At 37.8% G+C, this 23591-nt stretch carries 18 protein-coding genes and 2 pseudogenes; 13 read left to right on the forward strand and 7 right to left on the reverse strand.

Translation table 11 applies throughout. The features are described from left to right. Positions 1–132: 132 nt before the first annotated feature. From A9G31_RS12265 to A9G31_RS09825, 10 genes and pseudogenes are all read left to right on the forward strand, one after another. A pseudogene (locus A9G31_RS12265) lies at positions 133–514 on the forward strand (PTS sugar transporter subunit IIA); the annotation flags it as partial. 59 nt (positions 515–573) lie between these two features. Then, positions 574–1107 (forward strand): annotated as a pseudogene (locus tag A9G31_RS12270) (PTS system mannose/fructose/N-acetylgalactosamine-transporter subunit IIB); the annotation flags it as partial. Between the two features lie 26 nt (positions 1108–1133). Next, positions 1134–1928 carry a PTS mannose/fructose/sorbose transporter subunit IIC gene (locus A9G31_RS09790; protein WP_065561495.1) on the forward strand — a complete coding sequence of 265 codons (795 nt, stop codon included), beginning with the start codon at positions 1134–1136 and terminating at the stop codon, positions 1926–1928. A 16-nt stretch (positions 1929–1944) separates the two neighbouring features. After that, positions 1945–2856 carry a PTS system mannose/fructose/sorbose family transporter subunit IID gene (locus tag A9G31_RS09795; protein WP_034946776.1) on the forward strand — a complete coding sequence of 304 codons (912 nt, stop codon included), beginning with the start codon at positions 1945–1947 and terminating at the stop codon, positions 2854–2856. Positions 2857–3003: 147 nt separating this feature from the next. Beyond that, the gene (locus tag A9G31_RS09800; protein WP_065561480.1) at positions 3004–3378 is read left to right on the forward strand and encodes a DUF956 family protein; all 375 of its coding nucleotides are present in this window, start codon (positions 3004–3006) and stop codon (positions 3376–3378) included. 225 nt (positions 3379–3603) lie between these two features. After that, positions 3604–3852: a 30S ribosomal protein S16 gene (rpsP, locus tag A9G31_RS09805; RefSeq protein ID WP_034900786.1), complete on the forward strand. Its 249-nt coding sequence runs from the start codon at positions 3604–3606 to the stop codon at positions 3850–3852. 23 nt (positions 3853–3875) lie between these two features. After that, positions 3876–4406 carry a ribosome maturation factor RimM gene (rimM, locus tag A9G31_RS09810; protein ID WP_065561481.1) on the forward strand — a complete coding sequence of 177 codons (531 nt, stop codon included), beginning with the start codon at positions 3876–3878 and terminating at the stop codon, positions 4404–4406. A 16-nt stretch (positions 4407–4422) separates the two neighbouring features. Then, positions 4423–5175 (forward strand): tRNA (guanosine(37)-N1)-methyltransferase TrmD, encoded by a 753-nt coding sequence (gene trmD / locus A9G31_RS09815; protein ID WP_065561482.1) that lies wholly within the window; start codon positions 4423–4425, stop codon positions 5173–5175. 31 nt (positions 5176–5206) lie between these two features. Next, positions 5207–5557, forward strand: a complete 351-nt coding sequence (gene rplS / locus A9G31_RS09820) for a 50S ribosomal protein L19 (RefSeq protein WP_065561483.1) — start codon at positions 5207–5209, stop codon at positions 5555–5557. A gap of 162 nt (positions 5558–5719) precedes the next feature. Further along, the gene (locus tag A9G31_RS09825; protein WP_065561484.1) at positions 5720–6322 is read left to right on the forward strand and encodes a MarC family protein; all 603 of its coding nucleotides are present in this window, start codon (positions 5720–5722) and stop codon (positions 6320–6322) included. 177 nt (positions 6323–6499) lie between these two features. Here A9G31_RS09825 and A9G31_RS09830 read toward each other — a convergent pair whose 3' ends face one another. The 4 genes from A9G31_RS09830 to lysA are packed head-to-tail and all read right to left on the reverse strand — an operon-like array spanning position 6500 to position 11949. After that, positions 6500–7906 carry an amino acid permease gene (locus tag A9G31_RS09830; protein WP_065561485.1) on the reverse strand — a complete coding sequence of 469 codons (1407 nt, stop codon included), beginning with the start codon at positions 7904–7906 and terminating at the stop codon, positions 6500–6502. Between the two features lie 54 nt (positions 7907–7960). Continuing rightward, positions 7961–9067 carry an alanine/ornithine racemase family PLP-dependent enzyme gene (locus tag A9G31_RS09835; protein ID WP_034913744.1) on the reverse strand — a complete coding sequence of 369 codons (1107 nt, stop codon included), beginning with the start codon at positions 9065–9067 and terminating at the stop codon, positions 7961–7963. A 25-nt stretch (positions 9068–9092) separates the two neighbouring features. Then, a complete protein-coding gene (locus A9G31_RS09840) occupies positions 9093–10499 on the reverse strand; it encodes an APC family permease (protein WP_034913748.1) in 1407 nt (468 codons plus the stop codon). Positions 10500–10551: 52 nt separating this feature from the next. Further along, positions 10552–11949 carry a diaminopimelate decarboxylase gene (gene lysA / locus A9G31_RS09845; protein ID WP_065561486.1) on the reverse strand — a complete coding sequence of 466 codons (1398 nt, stop codon included), beginning with the start codon at positions 11947–11949 and terminating at the stop codon, positions 10552–10554. 249 nt (positions 11950–12198) lie between these two features. Between lysA and A9G31_RS09850 the strand changes: the two genes are divergently transcribed. Continuing rightward, positions 12199–13635, forward strand: a complete 1437-nt coding sequence (locus A9G31_RS09850) for a sigma 54-interacting transcriptional regulator (protein ID WP_141671443.1) — start codon at positions 12199–12201, stop codon at positions 13633–13635. Here A9G31_RS09850 and A9G31_RS09855 read toward each other — a convergent pair. Next, the gene (locus A9G31_RS09855) at positions 13628–14809 is read right to left on the reverse strand and encodes an NAD(P)/FAD-dependent oxidoreductase (RefSeq protein ID WP_065561488.1); all 1182 of its coding nucleotides are present in this window, start codon (positions 14807–14809) and stop codon (positions 13628–13630) included. The genes A9G31_RS09850 and A9G31_RS09855 overlap by 8 nt on opposite strands. Before the next feature lie 381 nt (positions 14810–15190). Here A9G31_RS09855 and gltB point away from each other — a divergent pair, with 381 nt between their 5' ends. Then, positions 15191–19648 carry a glutamate synthase large subunit gene (gene gltB / locus A9G31_RS09860; RefSeq protein ID WP_065561489.1) on the forward strand — a complete coding sequence of 1486 codons (4458 nt, stop codon included), beginning with the start codon at positions 15191–15193 and terminating at the stop codon, positions 19646–19648. Between the two features lie 13 nt (positions 19649–19661). Next, the gene (locus tag A9G31_RS09865; protein WP_065561490.1) at positions 19662–21074 is read left to right on the forward strand and encodes an FAD-dependent oxidoreductase; all 1413 of its coding nucleotides are present in this window, start codon (positions 19662–19664) and stop codon (positions 21072–21074) included. 629 nt (positions 21075–21703) lie between these two features. On the opposite strand, the gene A9G31_RS09870 is transcribed toward A9G31_RS09865, so the two are convergent. After that, positions 21704–22300, reverse strand: coding sequence for a hypothetical protein (locus A9G31_RS09870; RefSeq protein WP_065561491.1), 597 nt, complete (start codon positions 22298–22300; stop codon positions 21704–21706). 172 nt (positions 22301–22472) lie between these two features. Beyond that, a partial coding sequence (locus A9G31_RS11880) for a hypothetical protein (protein WP_176700387.1) occupies positions 22473–23591 on the reverse strand: 1119 nt, incomplete at its 5' end.

Here is a 23591-nt window from a genome sequence, read left to right on the forward strand (position 1 = left end):
ACAATAAAAAATTAAGTTTTTTATTAAAATGTGATGCTCACATAATTTTTAACTTATTTTTTTCTGTAAAATAACTAGATATTTTTATTTTATATATTATGCAATTAATATAAAAAATTAGGAGGTCGTTATATGGTTGGAATCATCCTAGCAACTCATGGTGAGTTTGCGGAAGGTATTCTACAATCAGGATCGATGATATTTGGAGAGCAAGAAAATGTTAAAGCTGTTACCTTGCACCCAAGTGATAGTCCTGAAAGTTTAAAAGAACGAATGCTTGAAGCGATTGCGACATTTGCTAATCAAGAAGAAGTCCTGTTTTTAGTAGATTTATGGGGAGGAACACCATTTAATCAAGCTAACAATTTATGTGGTGAACATAGTAATTGGGCTATTGTTGCTGGTTTAAATTTACCAATGTTAATTGAAGCCTATTCATCTCGTTTCTCAATGGAAACGGCGAAAGAAATTGCTACCGCAATTATTGAACCAAGCAAAGAAGGTGTTCGAACAACAGTCGAAATACCAATACAATCTTCTGCTTCTACTAAAAACGCAAATACTATCCCCGAAGGAACAGTACTTGGAGATGGTAAAATGAAAATTGTGTTAGCTCGTGTTGACTCACGCCTATTACATGGGCAAGTGGCGACAGCATGGACAAAATCAACCAATCCGAACCGGATTATTGTTGTTTCTGACTCGGTTGCAAAAGATGAATTAAGAAAAAAACTCATCCAAGAAGCAGCGCCTCCTGGTGTAAAAGCAAATGTAGTTCCAGTTAAAAAAATTATTGAAGTTTCACGCGATCCTCGTTTTGGTAATACCAAAGCGCTACTTCTATTTGAAAATCCACAAGATGTGCTACGAACCATAGAGGGCGGCGTCGATATCAATGAACTTAATATTGGTTCAATGGCCCATTCCGTAGGAAAGGTTATGGTTAATAAAGTGCTGTCAATGAATGCTGATGATGTTGATACATTTGAAAAATTAAAAACAAAAAATGTGAAATTTGATGTTCGCAAAGTACCTAATGACTCTAGCAGTAATATGGAGGAATTATTGAAAAAAGCGAAAGAAGAATTGGCGCAACAAAAGAATTAGTTTATTTAAGGGGTTATATTATGACATTGTCAATTATTGCTATCATTTTAGTGATAGTTATTGCCTTTCTAGCTGGTATGGAAGGTATTTTAGATCAGTTTCAATTCCACCAACCTTTAGTGGCTTGTTCTTTAATTGGACTTGTAACAGGTAATTTAGAAGCTGGTGTTGTATTGGGCGGTTCGTTGCAAATGATTGCACTCGGTTGGGCCAATATCGGGGCGGCAGTAGCGCCTGATGCAGCTTTAGCATCGGTTGCTTCATCAATTATTTTAGTATTAGGCGGCCAAGGTATAGCTGGCGTATCTACCGCTATAGCTGTAGCTATTCCACTTGCAGTTGCAGGGCTATTCTTAACCATGATTGTACGAACTATTGCTGTTCCATTAGTACACATGATGGATACTGCAGCGGAAGAAGGCAATATTCAAAAAATTGAATGGTTACAAATTTTAGGTATCTGTTTACAAGGTCTACGTATCGCAATCCCAGCTGCTGCGTTACTCTTTATTCCTGCTGAAGTTGTTAGAAGTACACTAGAAGCAATGCCAGAATGGCTAACAACGGGAATGGCTATTGGTGGTGGAATGGTTGTTGCTGTTGGTTATGCGATGGTAATCAATATGATGGCAAACCGCGAAGTATGGCCATTTTTCATTATTGGTTTTGTCGTTGCCGCGATATCACAATTAACACTGATTGCACTTGGTGCTTTAGGTATAGCATTAGCACTAATTTACCTCAATCTTTCAGAACGTGGCAATTCATCCAATGGTGGTAGCAAAGGTGATCCACTTGATGATATTTTAAATGATTACTAAAAACTTGGAGAAGAAAATGACTGATAGAATCCAATTAAACAAAAAAGATCGTTTAGCGGTTGCTTGGCGTTCAACTTTCCTCCAAGGGTCTTGGAACTATGAACGTATGCAAAATGGTGGATGGGTCTATTCAATGATCCCAGCTATCAAAAAATTATATACCACCAAAGAGGCTCGCTCTGCTGCCCTTAAGCGTCACCTAGAATTTTTTAATACTCACCCTTATTTAGCTTCTCCAGTGCTTGGGGTAACTCTTGCACTTGAAGAAGAACGGGCTAATGGAGCTGCTGTTGATGACGTAGCAATTCAAGGGGTAAAAGTTGGGATGATGGGACCATTAGCGGGTGTGGGTGATCCTGTATTCTGGTTTACCGTACGTCCAATGCTCGGCGCTCTTGGCGCTTCACTTGCACTAAGCGGTAATATTATGGGACCAATTTTATTCTTCTTATTATGGAATATTATTCGTTGGGGTTTCATGTGGTATACCCAAGAATTTGGTTACCGTACAGGCTCTAAAATAACCGATAATTTATCAGGCGGATTACTGCAAAAAATCACTAAAGGAGCTTCTATTTTAGGGATGTTTGTACTGGCAGCCTTAGTACAAAGATGGGTATCAATTAAATTCCAACCAGTTGTATCTACTGTCAAGCTAGACAATGGTGCTTTTATTGATTGGAATACATTACCAGCAGGTGCTGAAGGCATTCAACAAGCATTAATTCAAATGCAAAGCGGATTATCACTGACTCAACAAAAGGTAACCACCTTACAAAATAACTTAGATCAATTAATACCTGGACTTGTCCCCTTACTATTGACTTTCTTTTGCATGTGGTTACTTCGTAAAAAAGTATCACCAATCCTAATTATTTTGGGATTATTTATAGTCGGTATTGTTGGCCATGTAATCGGTCTTTTATAAACATATAGCTATGCCTATATGTATTTAGAAAGTATGATATTTTAAAATAGCGCCAACTTTCTATTTACTATTACATTAACCTTTTCATCACACCATGTGATGAAAAGGTATCATTAATCATTCGAACTTTGCATGGATATAGGGTAGATGGTTCAATCATTAAATACTAAAATTGATTTTACAATGAAAGCAACCGCATTTACAGGCTTATCTGAATACGGCAATATAATAATTGGTGACAAAGCCTTCGAGTTTTATCATCAACACGATCCACGCAAATATATCCAAATACCATGGAATGAAATTGATTATGTGATTGCTTCTGTATTATTAGGCGGTAGATGGATCCCTCGTTATTCTATACAAACAAAAAAAAATGGCACATTCACCTTTGCATCTAAAGAGCCCAAGAAGGTATTAAAAGCCATTCGAGTTTATGTTGACGGGCAAAAAATGGTACGCTCACTGGGCTTTTTTGATGTTTTAAAGAGAGCTTTTTTCCACAAAAAGAACAAAAAATAAAAATCACTATTTTATTATATTTATCGATTTCCAGTTAAATTAAATAAATTATAGTTAGTATCATTTTTATCCACTCTTTTGTAAGTTAGTTTAAGTCAATCAATATAACGCCGCATCATCAACAAACAGCCATTGCACTTTTTGCTAGAAAGAGTATAATTCTGGAGCTTTGATTTTGTCCGTGTTGGGCAGAAAAAAGATTATTTTTTAATTTAAGAGGATGTTATGGTAACTATTCGTTTAGCTCGTGGTGGCTCTAAAAAGCGCCCTTTTTATCAAGTAGTTGTCACTGATAGCCGTAACCCACGTGATGGCCGTTTTATTGAGCGCGTTGGCTTTTTTAATCCAATTGCACAAGGTAAAGCAGAAGAATTACGTTTAGATCTTGATCGCGTAAATCATTGGGTTGGTTTAGGTGCAACTGTTTCTGATCGTGTTAATGCACTAATTAAACAAGCACAAAAAGCTGCTTAATTTAGTAATTGATAATCACTGTAATGATGAATACTGAGAATCTTATTGTTGTTGGTAAACTTGGTTCAAGCTACGGCATTCGCGGATGGCTCAGAATTTTTTCGTTTACAGAATTCCCAGATAGCATTTTTGATTACACTCCTTGGTATATCCAGCGTGCTGGGCAATGGCAAGAGGTAATTGTAGAGAGCTTTAAACCGCATAATCATGATATGATTGTAAAACTTAAAGGCATTGATGATCGTGATCAAGCCATTGCATTAACCAATATTGAAGTGTTTGTTGATGCAGAAAAATTACCAGCACTTAGCAATGGTGATTTTTATTGGAAGGATCTCATTGGTTGCCGAGTTAAAACAATTAATAACTATGATTTAGGACTGGTAACTGACTTGATGGAAACCGGATCTAACGATGTATTAGTGGTTAAAGCAAATCTAAAAGATGCATTTGGAGCAACAGAACGTTTAATCCCTTTTGTTGATAATCAATTTATAAAACAAGTTGATTTAACAACAAAAATGATTGTGGTCGATTGGGATCCTGCTTTTTAATTGGTAAGGTAAAACTATGTGGATTGGCGTAATTAGCCTTTTTCCCGAAATGTTTCAAGCTATTACCTGTTATGGCGTAACTGGTCGAGCCGTTAAAAACAGGCTGTTAACAGTAGAGTATTGGAACCCTCGCGATTTTGCGCATGATAAGCATAAGACTGTCGATGATAGGCCTTATGGTGGTGGTCCTGGCATGTTAATGATGGTTCAACCACTTAAAGATGCAATTCATGCGGCAAAAACAGTGGCAGGTAACAATACAAAAGTAATCTATCTTTCCCCACAAGGGCGCAAATTAGACCAACAAGGTGTTTGCGAATTGTCACAAAATCAAAATTTAATTTTGATTTGTGGACGATACGAAGGTATAGATGAACGCGTTATTCAAACCGAAATTGACGAAGAATGGTCAATTGGGGACTACGTGTTAAGTGGTGGTGAAATACCAGCGATGACCATGATTGATGCATTAGCAAGGTTTATTCCTGGAGTGCTAAATCACCAATCATCGGCAAAAGAAGACTCTTTTGCTAACGGTTTACTTGACTGTCCACACTATACTCGTCCTGAGGTGTTAGATGGAATGGCGGTACCTGACGTATTAATGTCTGGTCACCATGAAGCGATTCGTCGCTGGCGATTAAAACAATCACTAGGACGAACTTGGTTAAGAAGAGAAGATCTTCTTGCAAATCTAGCTCTGACTGATGAAGAGCAATGTTTACTCGCTGAATTCCAACAAGAATACAGTGACAAACTAAGCAATTAATATTTCAGTATAACTAGTAAGAGATAATATTATGAAAAATGCAATTATTCAGCAATTAGAACAAGAACAAATGAAAAAAGACATCCCGTCTTTTCGCCCTGGTGACACGGTTGAAGTAAAAGTATGGGTTGTTGAAGGTAACAAAAAACGTCTTCAAGCTTATGAAGGTGTTGTTATTGGCATTCGTAATCGTGGTTTGCACTCTGCATTTACCGTACGTAAGATTTCGAATGGTGAAGGTGTTGAACGAGTATTCCAAACTCACTCACCAATTGTTGATTCAATTACTGTGAAACGTCGTGGTCAAGTACGTCAAGCTAAACTTTACTACTTACGCGAACTTCGTGGTAAAGCAGCTCGTATTAAAGAGCGCCTTAAATAAATTTTATTGCTTTAATTGTCTAAAACCAATTAAAAATATCAGATTAAACATGGTCACCTTTTTGGTGACCGTTTTTATATCTAACAAAAATCATTCCCTAGCAACTAATAATGTTAACAAAATTAAAGGGAATTTAATTGTTATTCTTTGAAAGGTAACACTATGGATGACTATCTTGTTAATATCCTTGCCACAACTGTAAAACTATTTGCATTAATGACACCTCCTGCTGTTTTAAGTGCATTTTTAAGTGGCACAAAACAATACGACGAACAGCTTAGACGCAAAACAGCACTCAAAACATCCTGTGCCGTATTTATCATCGGTATAGTGCTATTCTTTTTTGGTAATACCATGTTTAGTGTCTTTGGTTTTACTCTTGATGCATTCCGAATTGGTTCTGGAGCGTTGCTATTTATCACTGCAGTGTCACTAATGAATGATTCTCCAGAAAAGAACAAAATTAACAGTGATGACGATATCAGTGTTGTACCCCTTGCAATTCCACTTTGTATGGGACCCGCTTCCATTGGTACTATCATTGTTATGGGAACAAGCTCCGTAGGCTTTGCAGCCAATATGATTGGCGCTGTTTCTTTATTCATTGCATCTTCAGGGATTTATGCAATGCTATTATGTGCAAAAAGTATTGCTAAAGTATTAAAAAACACAGGTATTGCTATCTTATCAAAACTAACTGGGTTGCTAATATCAGCTATTGCTGCGCAAGTCGTTTTTACGGGTGTATCAGCTTTTCTAAAATAACTTGTATCAGAAAGGATTTCATCAAGATTATACCAAGCAAACGCACTTAACTTAGTGCCTTAAAATAAAGATAAATCACAAATAGTAAAAACATTAATAATCTGATTTTAAAAATTAAATGTAATCACCTAAACCGATTTATTAGGTGATTACAAACAAATTAATAGGTCAATAAAATTAATCTAACGTTTTTATTATTAAAGAATTTCGTTTCTTATAGAAAAAGTAAGAAACCAAAATAATTATTACTAAAACAACTTCTGATAATAAAATAAAATGCCCTGACTCCCCAAACCAAACACCAATAATAATCACAATATTAACAATAATAGAAACCCCTGCCAGCCAAGGAAATAATGGCGATTTGAACTTTACCATCTCTTTGGGATATTTACCGTTATTTACTCCCTTACGGAACTGATATTGACACCAAGCAATAATAATCCATGCAAAACATCCCACTTGCCCTGTTCCCGCTACTAAATAAATATACAATTTTTCAGCGGCAATATATTTCGAAAATAGTGAAACTAGCGCAATAATAGCAATAAATAAAATACCTTTTGTGGGCACTCCACGCTTATTTACGTCTGAAAAATATTGAGGTGCGAGTTTATCTTGAGCCATAGACCACAGCATTCTTGAACTGGCATAAATTGCAGAATTAGCCGCCGATATTGCCGCACAAAAAATAACAAAAAGCATTAAATACGAAGCTATTGAAATTCCTGCTTTATTAAATACCCACACAAATGGGCTAATTTCAGAATGAACCGTTCCATATGGATAAACAAGGGCTAAAACAGCAATAGCCAGAACATAAAATAGAATAATGCGAAAAGCAACACCAGTAATAATTTTGGGTAACACAGACTGTGGAGATTGCGCCTCACCAGCTGCACTACCAATTAATTCGACGCCCTGAAAGGAATAGGTCACGATAGTCATACAAACAAATATGGCTAAAAAACCATTAGGAAACCACCCTTTTTCGGTTTTAAATGTTGGTAAGATATGCGTTTCGCTATATTGGTGGTTAAGTAAATAAATCCCCACCCCAATAAATGCAATAATCGCAAGAACCTTAATAGTTGAAAACCAATACTCACTTTCTCCAAATGCACGAACAGAGGTTAAATGCACTGAAGTAAGAACAATTAGAATTAATAGACTAAAAAGATAAATAGGAATCGAAGGGAAGGTTTGGTGAGCAATCATTGAAGCAGCGGTTAAATCTGCCGCCATAGATAGTACCCAACTAAGCCAATACAACCAACCGATGGTATAACTCCAAATCGGATTGGGTATAAACATCAACGCATAGTGTTGAAATGAACCTGCATGAGGAAATGCACAAGAAAGTTCACCTAAACATAACATAGTTGAAAGCATTATGCTTCCTGCCATTAAATAAGCAATAATTGTTCCTAATGGACCAACTGTGCTAAGTGGAGCTGCAATACCAATAAATAATCCAGTACCAATTGATCCACCTAATGAAATCATCAATAAATGACGATTTTTTAGGTTTTTCTTTAAATTACTACTGGGATAAGGGTTTTCTTGTGATTCAGATGTTGTCATATAAACCGCCTAGTAATTAATAAAAACTGCTGGTTACCCAGCAGTTAACACAAATTAATAAATAAACCGTTTTTCTACACCATTAGTTTGACAAGCCATTAGTAAAGCAGTGTAATCAAGCTCAAATCCAATAACATCGCCAACACGAAGTGTTTGAGTAACATCTTCAATATCAACCAAGGTATGATCACTGGTTTGACCCAATACAGTAATATCATCATTGATGGGTATACAGCTTTCTGCTGGCACATCTTGACGTCCAAAGGCAAGAAGTGCTCGTTTGCGTGTACCGCTATCAACAAAGGTTTTACTGTTTAAAAAAGCATCTACACCTAATTCACCAACAGGAACTGTTGGTTTACTATTGAGTTCAATGATTTGCGCATATAATTTATAAATATTACTACATGCTTTATCAACGGGTTTATTTGAATGATGAAACTCGTCAAGATATTTCATATCCACATATTCAATACCAAACTCGTGTAAACCACCAATTCTCAAATGATTTAATCCTTCTGGCCAAATACCTTTATCCAATAAGTGGTAACTGGTACAATTACCGGCCGATAAATACTTTATTTTAATATTACAAACTTGCTCTACTTTACGCGCTATTTTTAAAAAGTCTACTCCATTTTTAACTGTAGGTAGTACAGTACCATAGCAATTAAAATTGGTGCCGAGCCCATAGAGCTCAACACCGGGTAAAGAAAGAATAAGTTTAACCGTATCAATGATTTCATCAATATGTTCAAACCAAATACCTTCGCGTAAATCCCCCATATCAACCATTAATAAAACTTGATGAACTTTTTGTTGTTTAACTGCTTCATCAGAAAGTGCCTGAATTACTACTTTTTCGCTGTTTAAGCTAATATCAGCATATCTAACAACATCACTAATTTCACTTAAACAAGGGCTCCGTAATAAGCAGGTTTTACAATTTAAAGCTTCTTTTAATTTCTTTAAATTGTATGTTCTTGATTCAGCAATCACATCAATACCGCCTTCAAGTACTGCTTTGGCCGTTTCAACACAACCATCAAAAACTTTATTAACAGCCATAACCTCAATACCGTGTTTAGCTAATAGATCTTTTTCAACACGAGCATTATTTCTTAATTTGCGTAAATCAATTTCTAATATAGGTTTGTACATAATTTTACTCCTCTATATATTATTACTACTGCAAACGGTTTCGTTTTTGGGCTCGATAATAAATCCATTCAGCTAAACCAATGGCAAGTACTGCACCACCAACAATTTTAGCAATATATTCGACATACCCCCCCATATCTATTTGCGCAGGTGGAATAAATACTAATACCACAGCAAATAGAGTAGATAAGAAACCAAGTGCTGGTAACACAATTGGCAACACCTTACCCGGAATTTTAAAACTACGAGCAACATCTGGTTGAGTAATACGTAAACGATAATATGCAATAAACATCACTAAGTACGGAATAAAGTAACAAATTGTCGTTAACGCTGTTAACATCCAATATGCTGCTGCAATACTTGGCGACACAAAAGTTGAAAAACAAAGTACTGTAACAATAACAGCTTGAATAATTAACGCAAAGGCTGGTGTTTTATATACTGGATGTAAACGACCGATGCGTTCTCCAAGCAAATTATCTTCTTTTGATGCTTCTTGTAGCATATAAATCGGGCCAACTAACCATGAGTTTATTTGTCCTAATGCACCAAAAAACAAACAAATTGCCATTACTGGTAATAACCAAGGCATATGCAATTCTTTAGCTGCAGCTTCCATTGCTTGCATAACACCCGCTACGATATCAGTATCGGCTGCTGGTAATAAAGTATTAATAGCCCATGTTCCGACCATATAAATACCAACAATAACCACTGCTGAAACCAACATTGCTTTTGGAAAGTCTCGTTGTGGATCTCGTGTACGCCCTGCAATCATCGGAGCCACCTCAAGACCAGCAAATGCGAACATCATGCTAGATAGAAAAACAATAGTATCCCAACTACTTAAATCAGGTAACCAATCACTAACATGACTATAGCTTGTAGCCATAGGATGCCCTGTGAATAACCATACAACAGCTAATAGCACAATAATAGCGGCTGGAATAAATACACCAAGCCATGCACTCACACTATTAATAATTTTAGTCCATTGCATCCCTTTAATATTCATCAGTGTTAAAATCCAGAATACCACCATAGAGCCAACACCAATAAATACTTGATTTTGAGCTAACTCAGCGCTAAACATATACCCAATTGCAGTAAAACCAAATTGCAACATTAACGGGAAGAAAAGAACGCAAGAGAACAAAAAGCAAACAACAACTATCCAACCGATACGTTTACCAAATGCTTCTTTTACCCAAACAAAAATTCCACCATCTTTTGGCCAACCTGTTGAAAGTTCGCCACAAACCATAGCTAATGGGAAGAAAAGACAAAATGCAGCAAGTAACCAAAGTACCATTGCTGACGCCCCATAAGGAGCAACATTAGGAATTTGACGCAAACTTAGTATTGCAATGACATTCATAAAAACAATGTCTTTAATACCAAGTAGACTTGAATCTTTAGAATCACTCATAATAACCTCACTTTATAATATCTGGAGCATAAAATGCCCCAGATATTGATGATTAATATATGTCGTATCCAACCATATCTTCGTAAGTGTCCTCTCGGCGAATCAATCTATCCTTGCCTTCTTTATCTATCATTACAACAGAAGTACGAGGACGATTGTTATAAACAGTTTGGCTTTCGATGGTATAAGCACCAGCATCAAGGAAAGCAACAATATCACCGATTTGAGTGTCTTTTGGCATTAAGAATTCTTCACCTTTAACACCAACATGGAAATAGTCACCACCATCACATAAAGGACCAGCCAATTTGATGTACTCATCATGTGTTTCATTGATTTTTGAAGCATTATAAACATAGAAGAACCAATCAAAATGTTGACTATCAGATAGCACACTATAACCAGCATCAACAAATTTCCACTCAACATGCTCTTCAATATTGCCATCTAAATCATAATTGGTTTTACGTTTTTCACAGGCAACTTCAGTTACAAGCACACCTGCTGAGCCTGTTACTTTACGGCCTGGCTCAATACAGATTTCAACATCAGTGCGCCATTTGTGTACTTCACTAATAACAGCATCAGCAAAATCTTGTGCAGTAATACCTGCATACATATTATCTTCTAATGGATTACCATTTTCTTCATCATATTTATAAGGAACAGGGATCCCCCCACCTACGTTGATTAAATCAAATTTAATACCAAGCACTTCTTCTAAGCGACGTGATTCATCAACTAAAACTTTCGTAGCTTTAGCAAAAGGCTCTGATTCTGGAACTTGATCACCAACGTGCATATGTAAACCGCGTAAATGAACATATGGCATTTCTAAAATACGACGACATGTTTCTTCTGCTTGTTCTAAATCGATACCTGATTTAGCATGATAAGCAGTGACTAATTCTGCGTGAGTTGCTGACGGAACATTTGGTTCAACACGCACACAAACATTTGCTACCTTTTTCAAACGTCTTGAAATCTCATCAATAATATCAAGCTCATATAAGCTATCTACGTTGATAATATACAGATCATTTTGAATAGCAAACTCTAAATCCACTGGCTTTTTAACAACACCATTAAACACAATTTGGCTACCAGGGAAACCGATATCTAAACATTTACGCACTTCAAACATTGAGTTCGCTTCGGCATAAATTCCTGCATCTTTAATCGCTTTAAGAACACCCATTACTGAACAAGTTTTTGATGCATAGAAAATTTTTGTTTTTGGATGAGCTTTAAATGCCTCTTTAATTTCTTGCACATTACGATCAATCTCCTTTTCAGAAAACACATAAAAAGGCGTTGGATATTTTTTGGCTAACTCTTCTAAGTTAACACCATCAAAACAAAGTTTGCCACTTTCAGCGCTAAAACGACGATCTTTAGTTACAAGATCAGTGCGTAATTTGTTATAATTTGACATAATTTTGTCGGACATATAGCCTCCAGTTAATGATTACATAAAAAATAAGTAAAATGGCTTCTCACTTGTTGTGCAATCAGCATGCCAACTTTAAAAACAAAAATAATCAATATATTAACAAACAAAACACAAGTAAAAATTTAATCATTTAGTATAAAATCCGTTTTTATGACAAAAATTTGTCATTTTTATATGATAATTAACAGGCGTTTAAATTAAACAAAGCTAAATATAACAAATCACCCTAGTTCAAAAGGCACGAATATCATGACAATCGACCCTGAATTATTACAATCATTGGAAATATTTAAACATTTTTTTGATTTAATCCATCAACCAATGGCGATTATTGATAAAGAAGGCAAATATGTTTATTACAATCAGGAAAGTGCTGAACTTGATGGTTACCCTATAGAACAAGCTATAGGAAAACCAATGCTTAAAGTTTATCCCAAGATGCGAAAAGAAGACAGCACGATGTTGCAAGCCCTACAACATGGGAAAGAATATCAAAACAATTACCAAAGCTATTATAACCATGTAGGTAAACTTGTAGATTATATGCACACAACAGTTCCTCTTTATAATAAAAATCAAAAAATTATCGGCGCAATAGAAATAGGTCGAAATTTATCTACTGTTAGGCAATTACAAGACCAAGTATTCAAGCTCAATAGCAAGTTATATCAAAATAAAGAACAACCATTACCAGAAATTGTTTTTGTATCAAAAACAATGCAAGAGGTTATCGATCAAACTAACATCTTGGGAGCAAATGATGTTCCTGTATTAATAGTTGGCGAAACAGGAACAGGTAAAGAGCTATTTGCTCGTTTAATCCACCAAATAAGCCAACGCCGTGACAAAGCATTTATCTCGCTCAACTGTAGTGCACTACCAACCACACTGATTGAAAGCACCCTATTTGGTACGGTCAAAGGCGCATTTACGGGTGCTGAAAACCGACAAGGTTATTTAGAACTGGCTAACGGAGGCACATTATTCCTTGATGAATTAAATGCTATGCCTCTTGAAATGCAAAGTAAATTATTACGATTCTTACAAGAAAAAACCTACTGGCAATTAGGTGGTAATAAAGAAATGCATTCAGATGTTCGTATTGTTGCTGCCATGAATGAACCACCTACAGAACTATTAAAAACAGGAAAAATGAGAAGTGATCTGTTTTTTCGCTTAAACGTTGGTTTAATAAAACTCCCCGCTTTACGCGACAGAACAGAAGATATTCCAGTGTTAGCACGCTATTTTATTGATAAACACAAAAACGACGTCAATGTTGTAATTAGCGGTATCAGTGAACATGCACTACAACAATTAATATCAGCTCCTTGGCCCGGTAATGTCCGTATGCTTGAAAATACAATTGTCAGAAGTATGGTATTACAAAACGAACCGGGTGAATTACAGAATATTGTCCTTGATGAAGATCTATTCGATCTTAATAGTTCATCTTCTCAAAACGATGATATCAATAAACCAGAAAATTTACCTATCAACACATCTACTGATGGAAACAACTTAATTGAACAAGTTGAAAACTATGAACGACAACTCATCATTAACGCATTAAATCAAGCCAACGGCAAAATTATAACGGCGGCAAAACTATTAAACATTTCACGCACAACGTTACAATACAAAGTAAAAAAATACCATATTCAAATGGGCGTAATTAATTAAACGATCTAGCACAAGCAAATGCACTACTCCATGCCCATTGAAAATTATAGCCACCTAACCAGCCTGACACATCGACAACCTCACCAATAAAATAGAGGTTGGGGTGTGTTTTAACTGCCATAGTTTTGGAAGACAACGCATCAGTACTTATACCACCAAGAGTCACCTCCGCAGTACGATAACCCTCAGTCCCATTTGGAGTAATATGCCAATGTGTTAAAGCATTATACAAGTCTTGCTGTTGTTTGGGATTAATTTGCTTAACTATTATATCGTTTATCAAATTGAGCTGTATTAACACCTCAACAAGCCTTTTAGGTAAAACCTGTGCTAAACAATTTTTTATAGTTTGATTACGATTCTGCTCTAATAATGGTTTAAACGATGATTCGAATGTGAAATCAGGTAATAAATTAATAGTAATTGACTCTCCAGCCTGCCAATAGCTTGATATTTGCAAAATAGCTGGTCCTGAAATTCCTCGATGAGTAAATAATAGATTCTCCTTAAAACTAACTCTTTCATTAGAAACTTCAACAGCAACAGCAATACCAGACAAGGTTGATAATATATCAAGTAAAGGTTTATGTAACGTGAACGGTACTAATCCTGCTTTGACTGGTATCACTGGAATAGCCAATTTTTCGGCAATTTTATAGCCAATTGAAGTCATGCCAAGGGCAGGCATCGATAAGCCTCCCGTAGCAATAATAAGATTATCACTATCAATAATGCCTCGAGAAGTATGTAATTTAAATCCTATTTTATCACTGCTAATATCTTCAACCTGAGTCTGCATCATAAAATGAACATGCCCTTTTTGACACTCGTTTAATAGCATATCAACAATATCTTGCGCTGAATTATCACAAAATAATTGCCCATGATCTTTTTCATGGTAAGCAATACCATACTGATTTACTAATTGGATAAAGTCCCACTGAGTAAATTGTTTCAAAGCTGACTTACAAAAATGAGGATTGCAAGAAATATAATTACTAGGTTCAACCATTAAATTAGTAAAATTACATTTACCACCACCAGACATTAGAATTTTGCGTCCTAACTTTTTACCATTATCAATCACAGTAACATCATACCCCTTTTGCCCCAGTAAACCTGCGCAAAAAAGCCCAGCGGCGCCAGCACCCACAATCGTAATTTTAGTTTGCATTATCAATAGATCAAAAATAAAAGATAACAAATTATAACAGTATACAATTGTCACTCATAGTTATTGAATCTAACAGCAGATTTTATACTCAAACACCTAGTTACCGGAAACTTTTTAACAAGAAAGAAAAAGAACTTATATCTTATTTTCTAAAGCCAAATTTAAAATCAACGCCTTAACTTATAAAAAACAAAATAAATCATAAAGGTAAATTCTACTATTAGCTTTATTAATAACGTTTATATAACTTATTAAAAGATCGACTTATAAATAATATTTATTTGACCAAAAACTAATTTTTGATTAACTTCACACGCAATATGGAATTAAAGCCTATTTATTCCTTCTTAAATTATAAAACGATGAATTAGAGGCAATGATATGTTATATAACCAGCATCATGAAAAAGATAACTGTGGATTTGGTTTAATTGCTCACATTGAAGGACAACCAAGTCATAAAGTGGTGCGTACTGCAATTCACGGACTTGCCAGAATGCAACACCGTGGTGCTATTTTATCAGACGGTAAAACTGGTGATGGCTGTGGACTTTTATTACAAAAACCCGATCGATTTTTTAGATTAGTGGCACAAGATGCGGGCTGGCGTTTAGCAAGTAATTATGCCGTTGGTATGTTGTTTTTGAGCCAAGATGAAAAAGAAGCTCAAATTAGCCGTGATATTGTCGAAGAAGAATTAGCCAATGAAACCTTATCTATTTTAGGTTGGCGTGAAGTACCAATTGATAAAAGTGTGCTTGGTGAAATTGCCCTATCATCATTGCCTAAAATTGAACAAGTCTTTGTTAATGCACCCGCCGGATGGACAAAAATTGATCTAGAACGCCGCCTATACATGGTGCGCCGTCGAATTGAAAAACGGGTACAAGACGATACATTTTACGTTTGTAGCTTCTCAAATCAGGTCAATATCTATAAAGGCTTATGTATGCCTAAAGATTTACCTCGATTCTATCTAGATTTGGCTGACATCCGAATGGAAACAGCAATTTGTTTATTTCATCAACGTTTTTCAACCAATACTGTTCCTCGTTGGCCATTAGCGCAACCTTTTCGGCATTTAGCTCATAATGGTGAAATCAACACTATTGAAGGTAATAGACAATGGGCACAAGCACGTTCCTATAAATTTAAAACGCCACTCATTCCGGACTTACAAGATGCGGCACCTTTTGTTAATGTCACAGGTTCTGATTCAAGTTCATTAGATAACATGCTTGAGCTATTTCTTGTAGGAGGAATGGATATTGTACGAGCCATGCGCTTATTGGTTCCACCTGCATGGCAAAATAATCCTGACATGAACGAAGATCTGCGTGCTTTTTTTGACTTCAACTCAATGCATATGGAACCTTGGGATGGTCCTGCCGGTATTGTAATGTCTGACGGTCGTTATGCCGCATGTAACTTAGACCGTAACGGATTACGTCCTGCACGTTATGTAATAACGACAGACAAACTCATTACCTGTGCATCCGAAATCGGTATTTGGGATTATCAACCTGACGAAGTCGTCACTAAAGGACGCGTTGGTCCAGGTGAATTGCTAGTTATAGATACTGAAGAAGGTCGCATTTTACAATCGTCTGAAACAGACAACGATTTACAAAAACGTCATCCATATAAAGAATGGATGGAAAAAAATGTTAAAAGACTGATCCCTTTTGAAAACCTACCTGATGATAACATTGGCTCTCGATATTATGACGATATCTTGCTAGCAACTTATCAAAAACAATTTGGTTATAGTGCTGAAGAGCTAGACCAATGTATTCGAGTGCTAGGTGAAAACGGTCAAGAAGCCACCGGCTCAATGGGCGATGACACACCATTTGCGGTACTATCAACAAGGCCTCGCTCAATTTATGATTATTTTCGTCAAAAATTTGCTCAGGTAACAAATCCGCCTATCGACCCACTACGCGAATCACACGTTATGTCACTTTCAACCAGTATTGGCCGTGAAATGAACGTGTTTGCCGAAGCAGAAGGTCAGGCGCATCGTGTTGCGTTCAAATCTCCTGTTTTGGTTTATTCAGATTTTAAACAATTAACAGCATTAGAATCACGTTATTACAAATCAGAAACCTTAGATATCACTTATGAAATCGATGGTAGCCTGCGCGATGCCATTGAACAATTATGTGGTGATGCTGAAGCAAAAGTTCGCAATGGCACGGTATTATTGATTTTATCAGATAAAAATATAGCGCCTGATCGCTTACCAATTCCTGCGCCTATGGCAGTTGGAGCTGTTCAGCAACGCTTAGTTGAAAAAAACTTACGTTGCGATGCTAATATCATTGTCGAAACCGCAAGCTGCCGTGATCCACATCAATTTGCGGTACTTCTTGGTTTTGGTGCAACCGCAATTTACCCTTATTTAGCCTACGAAATTTTAGGTCAAATGGTCGATAATAGCACAATAAAAAAATCTTACCGTGAAGCCATTCTTAATTATCGTAATGGAATTAACAAAGGCTTATATAAAATTATGTCAAAAATGGGCATTTCAACCGTCGCCTCCTACCGCTGTTCAAAACTATTTGAAGCAGTTGGCTTAAATAAAGAGGTCGTTGAACTTTGTTTCCAAGGAGTTACTAACCGTATTAATGGTGCCAATTTTGATGATTTTGCGCAAGACCAATTTAACTTATCAAAAAGTGCATGGCTGAAAAGAAAACCATTAGAACAAGGTGGGTTACTTAAATATGTTCATGGTGGTGAATATCATGCTTATAATCCTGATGTAGTACAGTCACTACAAAAAGCGGTCAATAATGGCAATTATGAAGATTACAAACGCTATGCCGATATCGTCAACAACCGCCCTATTGCCACCTTGCGTGATTTATTAAAGCTCAATCCACCTGAAAACGCAGCTATTCCACTTGATCAAGTCGAACCAGAAGAATCACTGTTCAAACGCTTTGACTCGGCAGCCATGTCAATTGGTGCGCTAAGCCCTGAAGCACATGAATCCCTTGCCGAAGCAATGAACACGCTCGGTGGTTTTTCAAATTCAGGCGAAGGAGGTGAAGATCCAGCTCGCTACAACACCATAAAAGTATCACGCATAAAACAAGTTGCATCAGGTCGTTTTGGTGTAACACCAAGTTACTTAATGAGTGCCGATGTTATTCAAATCAAAGTAGCACAAGGAGCAAAACCGGGGGAAGGTGGTCAGTTACCTGGCGACAAAGTCACACCATATATTGCTAAATTGCGTTTTTCTGTACCGGGTGTCACACTTATTTCACCACCACCTCATCACGACATTTACTCGATTGAGGATTTGGCACAATTAATATTTGACCTAAAACAGATTAACCCTAATGCCATGATTTCGGTTAAATTAGTATCAGAGCCAGGCGTTGGCACAATCGCAACTGGAGTTGCTAAAGCCTATGCCGACTTAATTACCATTTCAGGCTATGATGGTGGAACAGGCGCCAGCCCATTAACTTCAGTCAAATATGCTGGTTCTCCTTGGGAATTAGGGTTAGTTGAAACTCAGCAATCATTAGTCGCCAATGGGTTACGTCACAAAATACGTTTACAAGTAGACGGTGGTTTAAAAACGGGCACTGATATTGTCAAAGCAGCTATTTTAGGTGCTGAGAGTTTTGGATTTGGAACAGGACCAATGGTTGCCTTAGGTTGTAAATATCTGCGTATTTGCCACCTTAATAACTGTGCAACGGGTGTTGCAACGCAAGACGAAAAACTGCGTAGCGAACATTATCATGGCCTGCCAGAAAAGGCGATAAACTATTTCCGCTTTATTGCGCGTAACACGCGAGAAATTATGGCCGAGCTAGGTGTCAGTCGTATCGTCGATTTGATAGGACGCACCGATCTGTTATTAGAACTTGATGGCATCACAGCAAAACAACAAAAACTTGACCTATCAGGACTGCTCGAAACAGCAAAACCTATTGATGGCAAACCAGTTTATTGTATTGAAGACAATAAACCATTTGATAAAGGTGTGCTAAATAAAGAGATCATCACACAAGCACAACAATTTGTTGATAATCGCCAAAGCCAAAGCCTCTATTTTGATATACAAAATACTGATCGCTCTGTGGGTACTAGTTTATCTGGCTATATTGCCAAAAAATATGGTGACCAAGGTCTTGTTGCTGATCCTATTTCGCTTAACTTTAACGGCACTGCGGGTCAAAGTTTTGGTGTTTGGAACGCTGGAGGTGTGGACTTAACACTCACAGGCGATGCCAATGATTATGTTGGTAAAGGCATGGCTGGCGGTCGTATTGTGATTCGACCACCGCAAGGCTCAGCATTTTTAAGCCATGAAGCAACCATTGCCGGTAATACCTGCTTATATGGTGCAACTGGAGGAAAACTCTTTGCCGCTGGACGTGCTGGAGAACGATTTGCGGTACGTAATTCTGGTGCAATTAGTGTTGTTGAAGGCATTGGAGACAATGGCTGTGAATATATGACAGGCGGTATTGTCTGCGTATTAGGTAAAACAGGAGTTAACTTTGGTGCAGGTATGACAGGTGGTTTTGCTTATATTTTAGATGAAGATAGTGATTTCCATAAACGCATAAATAAAGAGTTAGTGGAACTATTGAATGTTGCTGATTACTCAATTCACGAAGAACATTTACGTGGTTTAATAATGGAGCACGCTCAACTTACCCATTCATCACGCGCGGAAGAAATTTTGGCTAATTGGGATGATTATTCAAAACAATTTGTATTAGTCAAACCCAAATCGAGTGATGTAACAGCGCTACTTGGGCACCGCAGTCGCTCATCAGCAGAATTACGTATTCAAGCACAGTAAGGAGAACACGAAAATGAGCCAAAATGTTTATCAATTTATCGATTTACAACGTGTTGATCCGCCTAAAAAATCGTTAAACATTCGCAAAATTGAATTTGTTGAAATTTATGAAGGATTTTCTGCTCCACAATCACAAGCGCAGGCTGATCGTTGCCTTGCTTGTGGCAACCCATATTGTGAATGGAAATGCCCTGTGCATAACTATATACCCAATTGGTTAAAACTGGTTAATGAAGGCAAAATATTAGAAGCGGTTGAACTCTCACATCAAACCAACAGCCTGCCTGAAGTTTGTGGCCGAGTTTGCCCACAAGATCGCCTTTGCGAAGGCTCTTGTACTTTAAATGCTGAATTTGGCGCAGTTACCATAGGTAATATAGAGCGTTATATTACTGATGAAGCCTTTAGAATGGGTTGGAAACCTAATTTATCAAACGTCGAAAAAACAGGATTGAAAGTTGCAGTTATTGGTGCTGGTCCTGCTGGCCTTGCTTGTGCCGATGTCTTAGTCCGCAATGGCGTAACGCCAGTAGTGTTTGACCGTCACCCTGAAATTGGTGGACTACTCACCTTTGGCATCCCAGCGTTTAAACTTGATAAAGAAGTATTAATCAACCGAAGACATATTTTTACTGAAATGGGCATTGAGTTCCGTCTAAATACTGAGGTCGGTAAAACGGTACAATTAACCGACTTAATCAACGAATTTGATGCGGTTTTTGTGGGTGCTGGAACTTATCAATCAATGCGAGCGGGTCTTCAAAACGAAGATGCCAACGGCGTTTATGATGCCTTACCATTTTTAATTGCCAACACTAAACACATAATGAAACATGCGCAAACCCAAGATACCCCATACATTGACATGAAAAACAAACGTGTTGTGGTATTAGGTGGTGGTGATACTGCAATGGACTGTATACGAACATCTATTCGTCAAGGTGCAACTGAAGTTACTTGTGCTTATCGCCGAGACGAAGCCAACATGCCGGGCTCAAAACGAGAAGTCAAAAATGCCAAAGAAGAAGGCGCACAATTCCAATTTAACGTACAACCACTCAGCATTGAAATTAACAGCACAGGACAAGTCACAGGTGTCAAAATGGTTCGAACAGAACTCGGCGAACCCGATGCAAAAGGTCGGCGTTCACCAGTGGTGATTGCAGGTTCAGAATTTGTCTTACCTGCTGATGCGGTTGTAATGGCATTTGGATTTAGACCTCACGCCATGCCTTGGTTAGTAGAACATGGTGTTGATTTTGATGCCCAAGGCCGAATCATCGCCCCAGAAACCAACGGCTACCAAACGACGAATGCTAAAATTTTTGCCGGAGGCGATGCCGTTCGAGGGTCAGATTTAGTGGTAACGGCGATTAGTGAGGGGCGCAAAGCGGCTGAAGGTATTTTGAATTATTTGGAAGTTTAAAGGTTGTTGGTATTTGAATTAAAATCAAATTAACTGTGTGGAAGCCCGCTTTTTAAGCGGGCTTTTTTATTGTTAATGCAAGTGGGTGGTTTTGTTTGAAAAGAGTTAAATAAAAACCTAAATAAAATCAATACCTTTCTTGATTGACTTTTTTTGGGGTTTTTGCGTTGCTTTTTAACACAAAAACAACTCACAAAAAAGACCTAAGGTTATGCTGTCTGTCTTATTCCGGCGTCGGAATGTGCCGACAACAGAGCAAGGTTAGCACGACAAACAAGGATGTTTGGCGAGTTTGTGGCGCGCTTGGAGCGCTTCCACAAACGGTGCGTTAAGACCGAGCGTCGGCGGAGGGCAGCCGAAGGCCACATTCTGTAGCCTTGCGAGGGGTTTTTAGGGGATTTCGCAAAAAATCCCCTAAATCGGACGTGGTCACTGTAGCTATTTTGTTCACCAAAAGGTCAAAACGTCCGAAACCAACGCACCCAACCCATTTTATGCACTAACAAAAAAGAATTATTTTGATAAAAAATCGCTTCGATAGACTATTGATTTTATTAGAGTTTTTAGTTGGTGCTTTTTAGCAAAAACACAACCCTAAGCGATAGCCCCATCGGGCACAGTGTGCTCTGCTATTGGCTGAAATAGTTTTTTAACTCTTGAATAAACGCACTATCTACAATAGGCGGATATTTGTTGGGTTGCCATGATGATAAAAACAGTAAATGTTGTAATGTTAATGTTTTATTTATGTTGCTCAGTGCGGTTTCGGCTATTGGCTCTGAGTCTGTGAAAATCGATGATTTCGGTGCAGTCACTTCGTTTGCATGAGTGGCGGTTTGCTGTGGTTGTGGTGGTTGGTTTTGTTGGGCTTTTCTTTTTTGGTATAATTGACACTGCTGTTGATACCAAGCTTGATAGCCACTTAAATCGTAATCATCTAATAATTCATAGCCGTAAACAGTCGGTACCGCTTTAGGACAACGTTTATTAATAATATTTGCCGGAAACCCGCCACACACAATAATTTGGTCGAGTTTTTTTATGTGTTTGATTATCGGTTTTATGTTGAATCCTAATAATTGAGTCATCACATAAAATGATTGGTTGTAGGTCTTTAAAAAAAGACCTTCTCTCAAAAAATGAATCGGATTTTCACTTAATGCTAATCTTTGTTCTATTTCCATTGCATGACCTTCTTTATTTGGTTGCCCTTGTGCCACCGCCATCGACACTTTCAGCGTCGGCGGCGGGGGGCGGCGCTATTGTGGCTTTGCCACAACGGCGCAACCCTAAGGGAAACGCCCCAACTTACGCGGGGGCTTTGTTCTTTGTTATATTATCCTCTCAAGCACCATAACCACCCCCGCGTCCTAAGGATTAAGAACTAAACGCTAAGAACTAAGGTGCGGTGCAAACAGCGAAAGGACTGTAGGAACCGCTGCCGACGGCGCCGTAGGTCGAGTAGACACGGAACTGGTAGAAACCTGAAGCGTCGCTCGTCCAGTAGAGGCCGCCGACGAAGCCCGCATCAGCGTAGCCGCCCATGCTGCCCCACTCCGTGAAAAATCCTGCTCCTATGTGACGCATGTAAGCATTAACTGATGAACGAGGGGCTGCGCCTAAATAGTCATAGTTTGAATTGGTTAAATCCCTTACCCGTGGCATTCGATAACCCAAACGATTACACCATGCTAATTGGTCACTATAATCTTTCTTTACACTCCCCCGATTGACGAACCACTGCCTTAACACAAATCCATACCTCACCTCATTACCATTACTATCCCTACCCACCAACTCGAAGGTCTGTGGCAAAGATGGACGTGTAAGTGAACCAGGATTACTTGAGCTTATCTGACTACTACTTGCCCTAGGACCTGTTAATGTTACCCGTGTTACATTTTTGGATTTATCTGTAATCCATATATCACCTTGGTTCGGCAACCTCCAACTCACCGTTATCCCTAGACTACCACTTGTGTTAACTGCCCAACTCAACTGACTTGCGTCTATCCCTCCTATGTCCAAATCAAAATACAATCCATCTGCACCTGTAGTAGGAAAGTTTCTGCTGTAAGATGATGGGTTTGTTGACTGAACTAAAAAGCCCTTAGTAGGACTCCATATGTTAGATGGGCCTGCGGAGCTGGTTGAGCCAAAGTTTAGATTCGGCCTGACCGAACAAATAACCGGCTGTGACGGCAAAGTGATATAATAAACCGCTGTGCCTCCGTAAAAACGACTACTATTTGGCACTCCATACTGTGTAGTTAAACTTCCCCCTGTACTATCTAAAGTGACCTTATAAGGCGCTTTACATATATCTAATGTATCACTACGATTAACCGTGCTACCGTTTTTATCCTTTATTGCTAACGATATACTCCCTGTTGCAGTAACACCATTTGTACCCTGTCCATCCCCATCATCATCTCCCCACTTCCCTTGGCTGATTAGACTATTTAAACTAATAGATGTTGCACCCGATGGCAATACCGTATGAATATCATTAAATGT

The organism is Gilliamella sp. Gris1-4 (assembly GCF_001690335.1).
Taxonomy (GTDB): Bacteria; Pseudomonadota; Gammaproteobacteria; order Enterobacterales; family Orbaceae; genus Gilliamella; species Gilliamella apicola_P.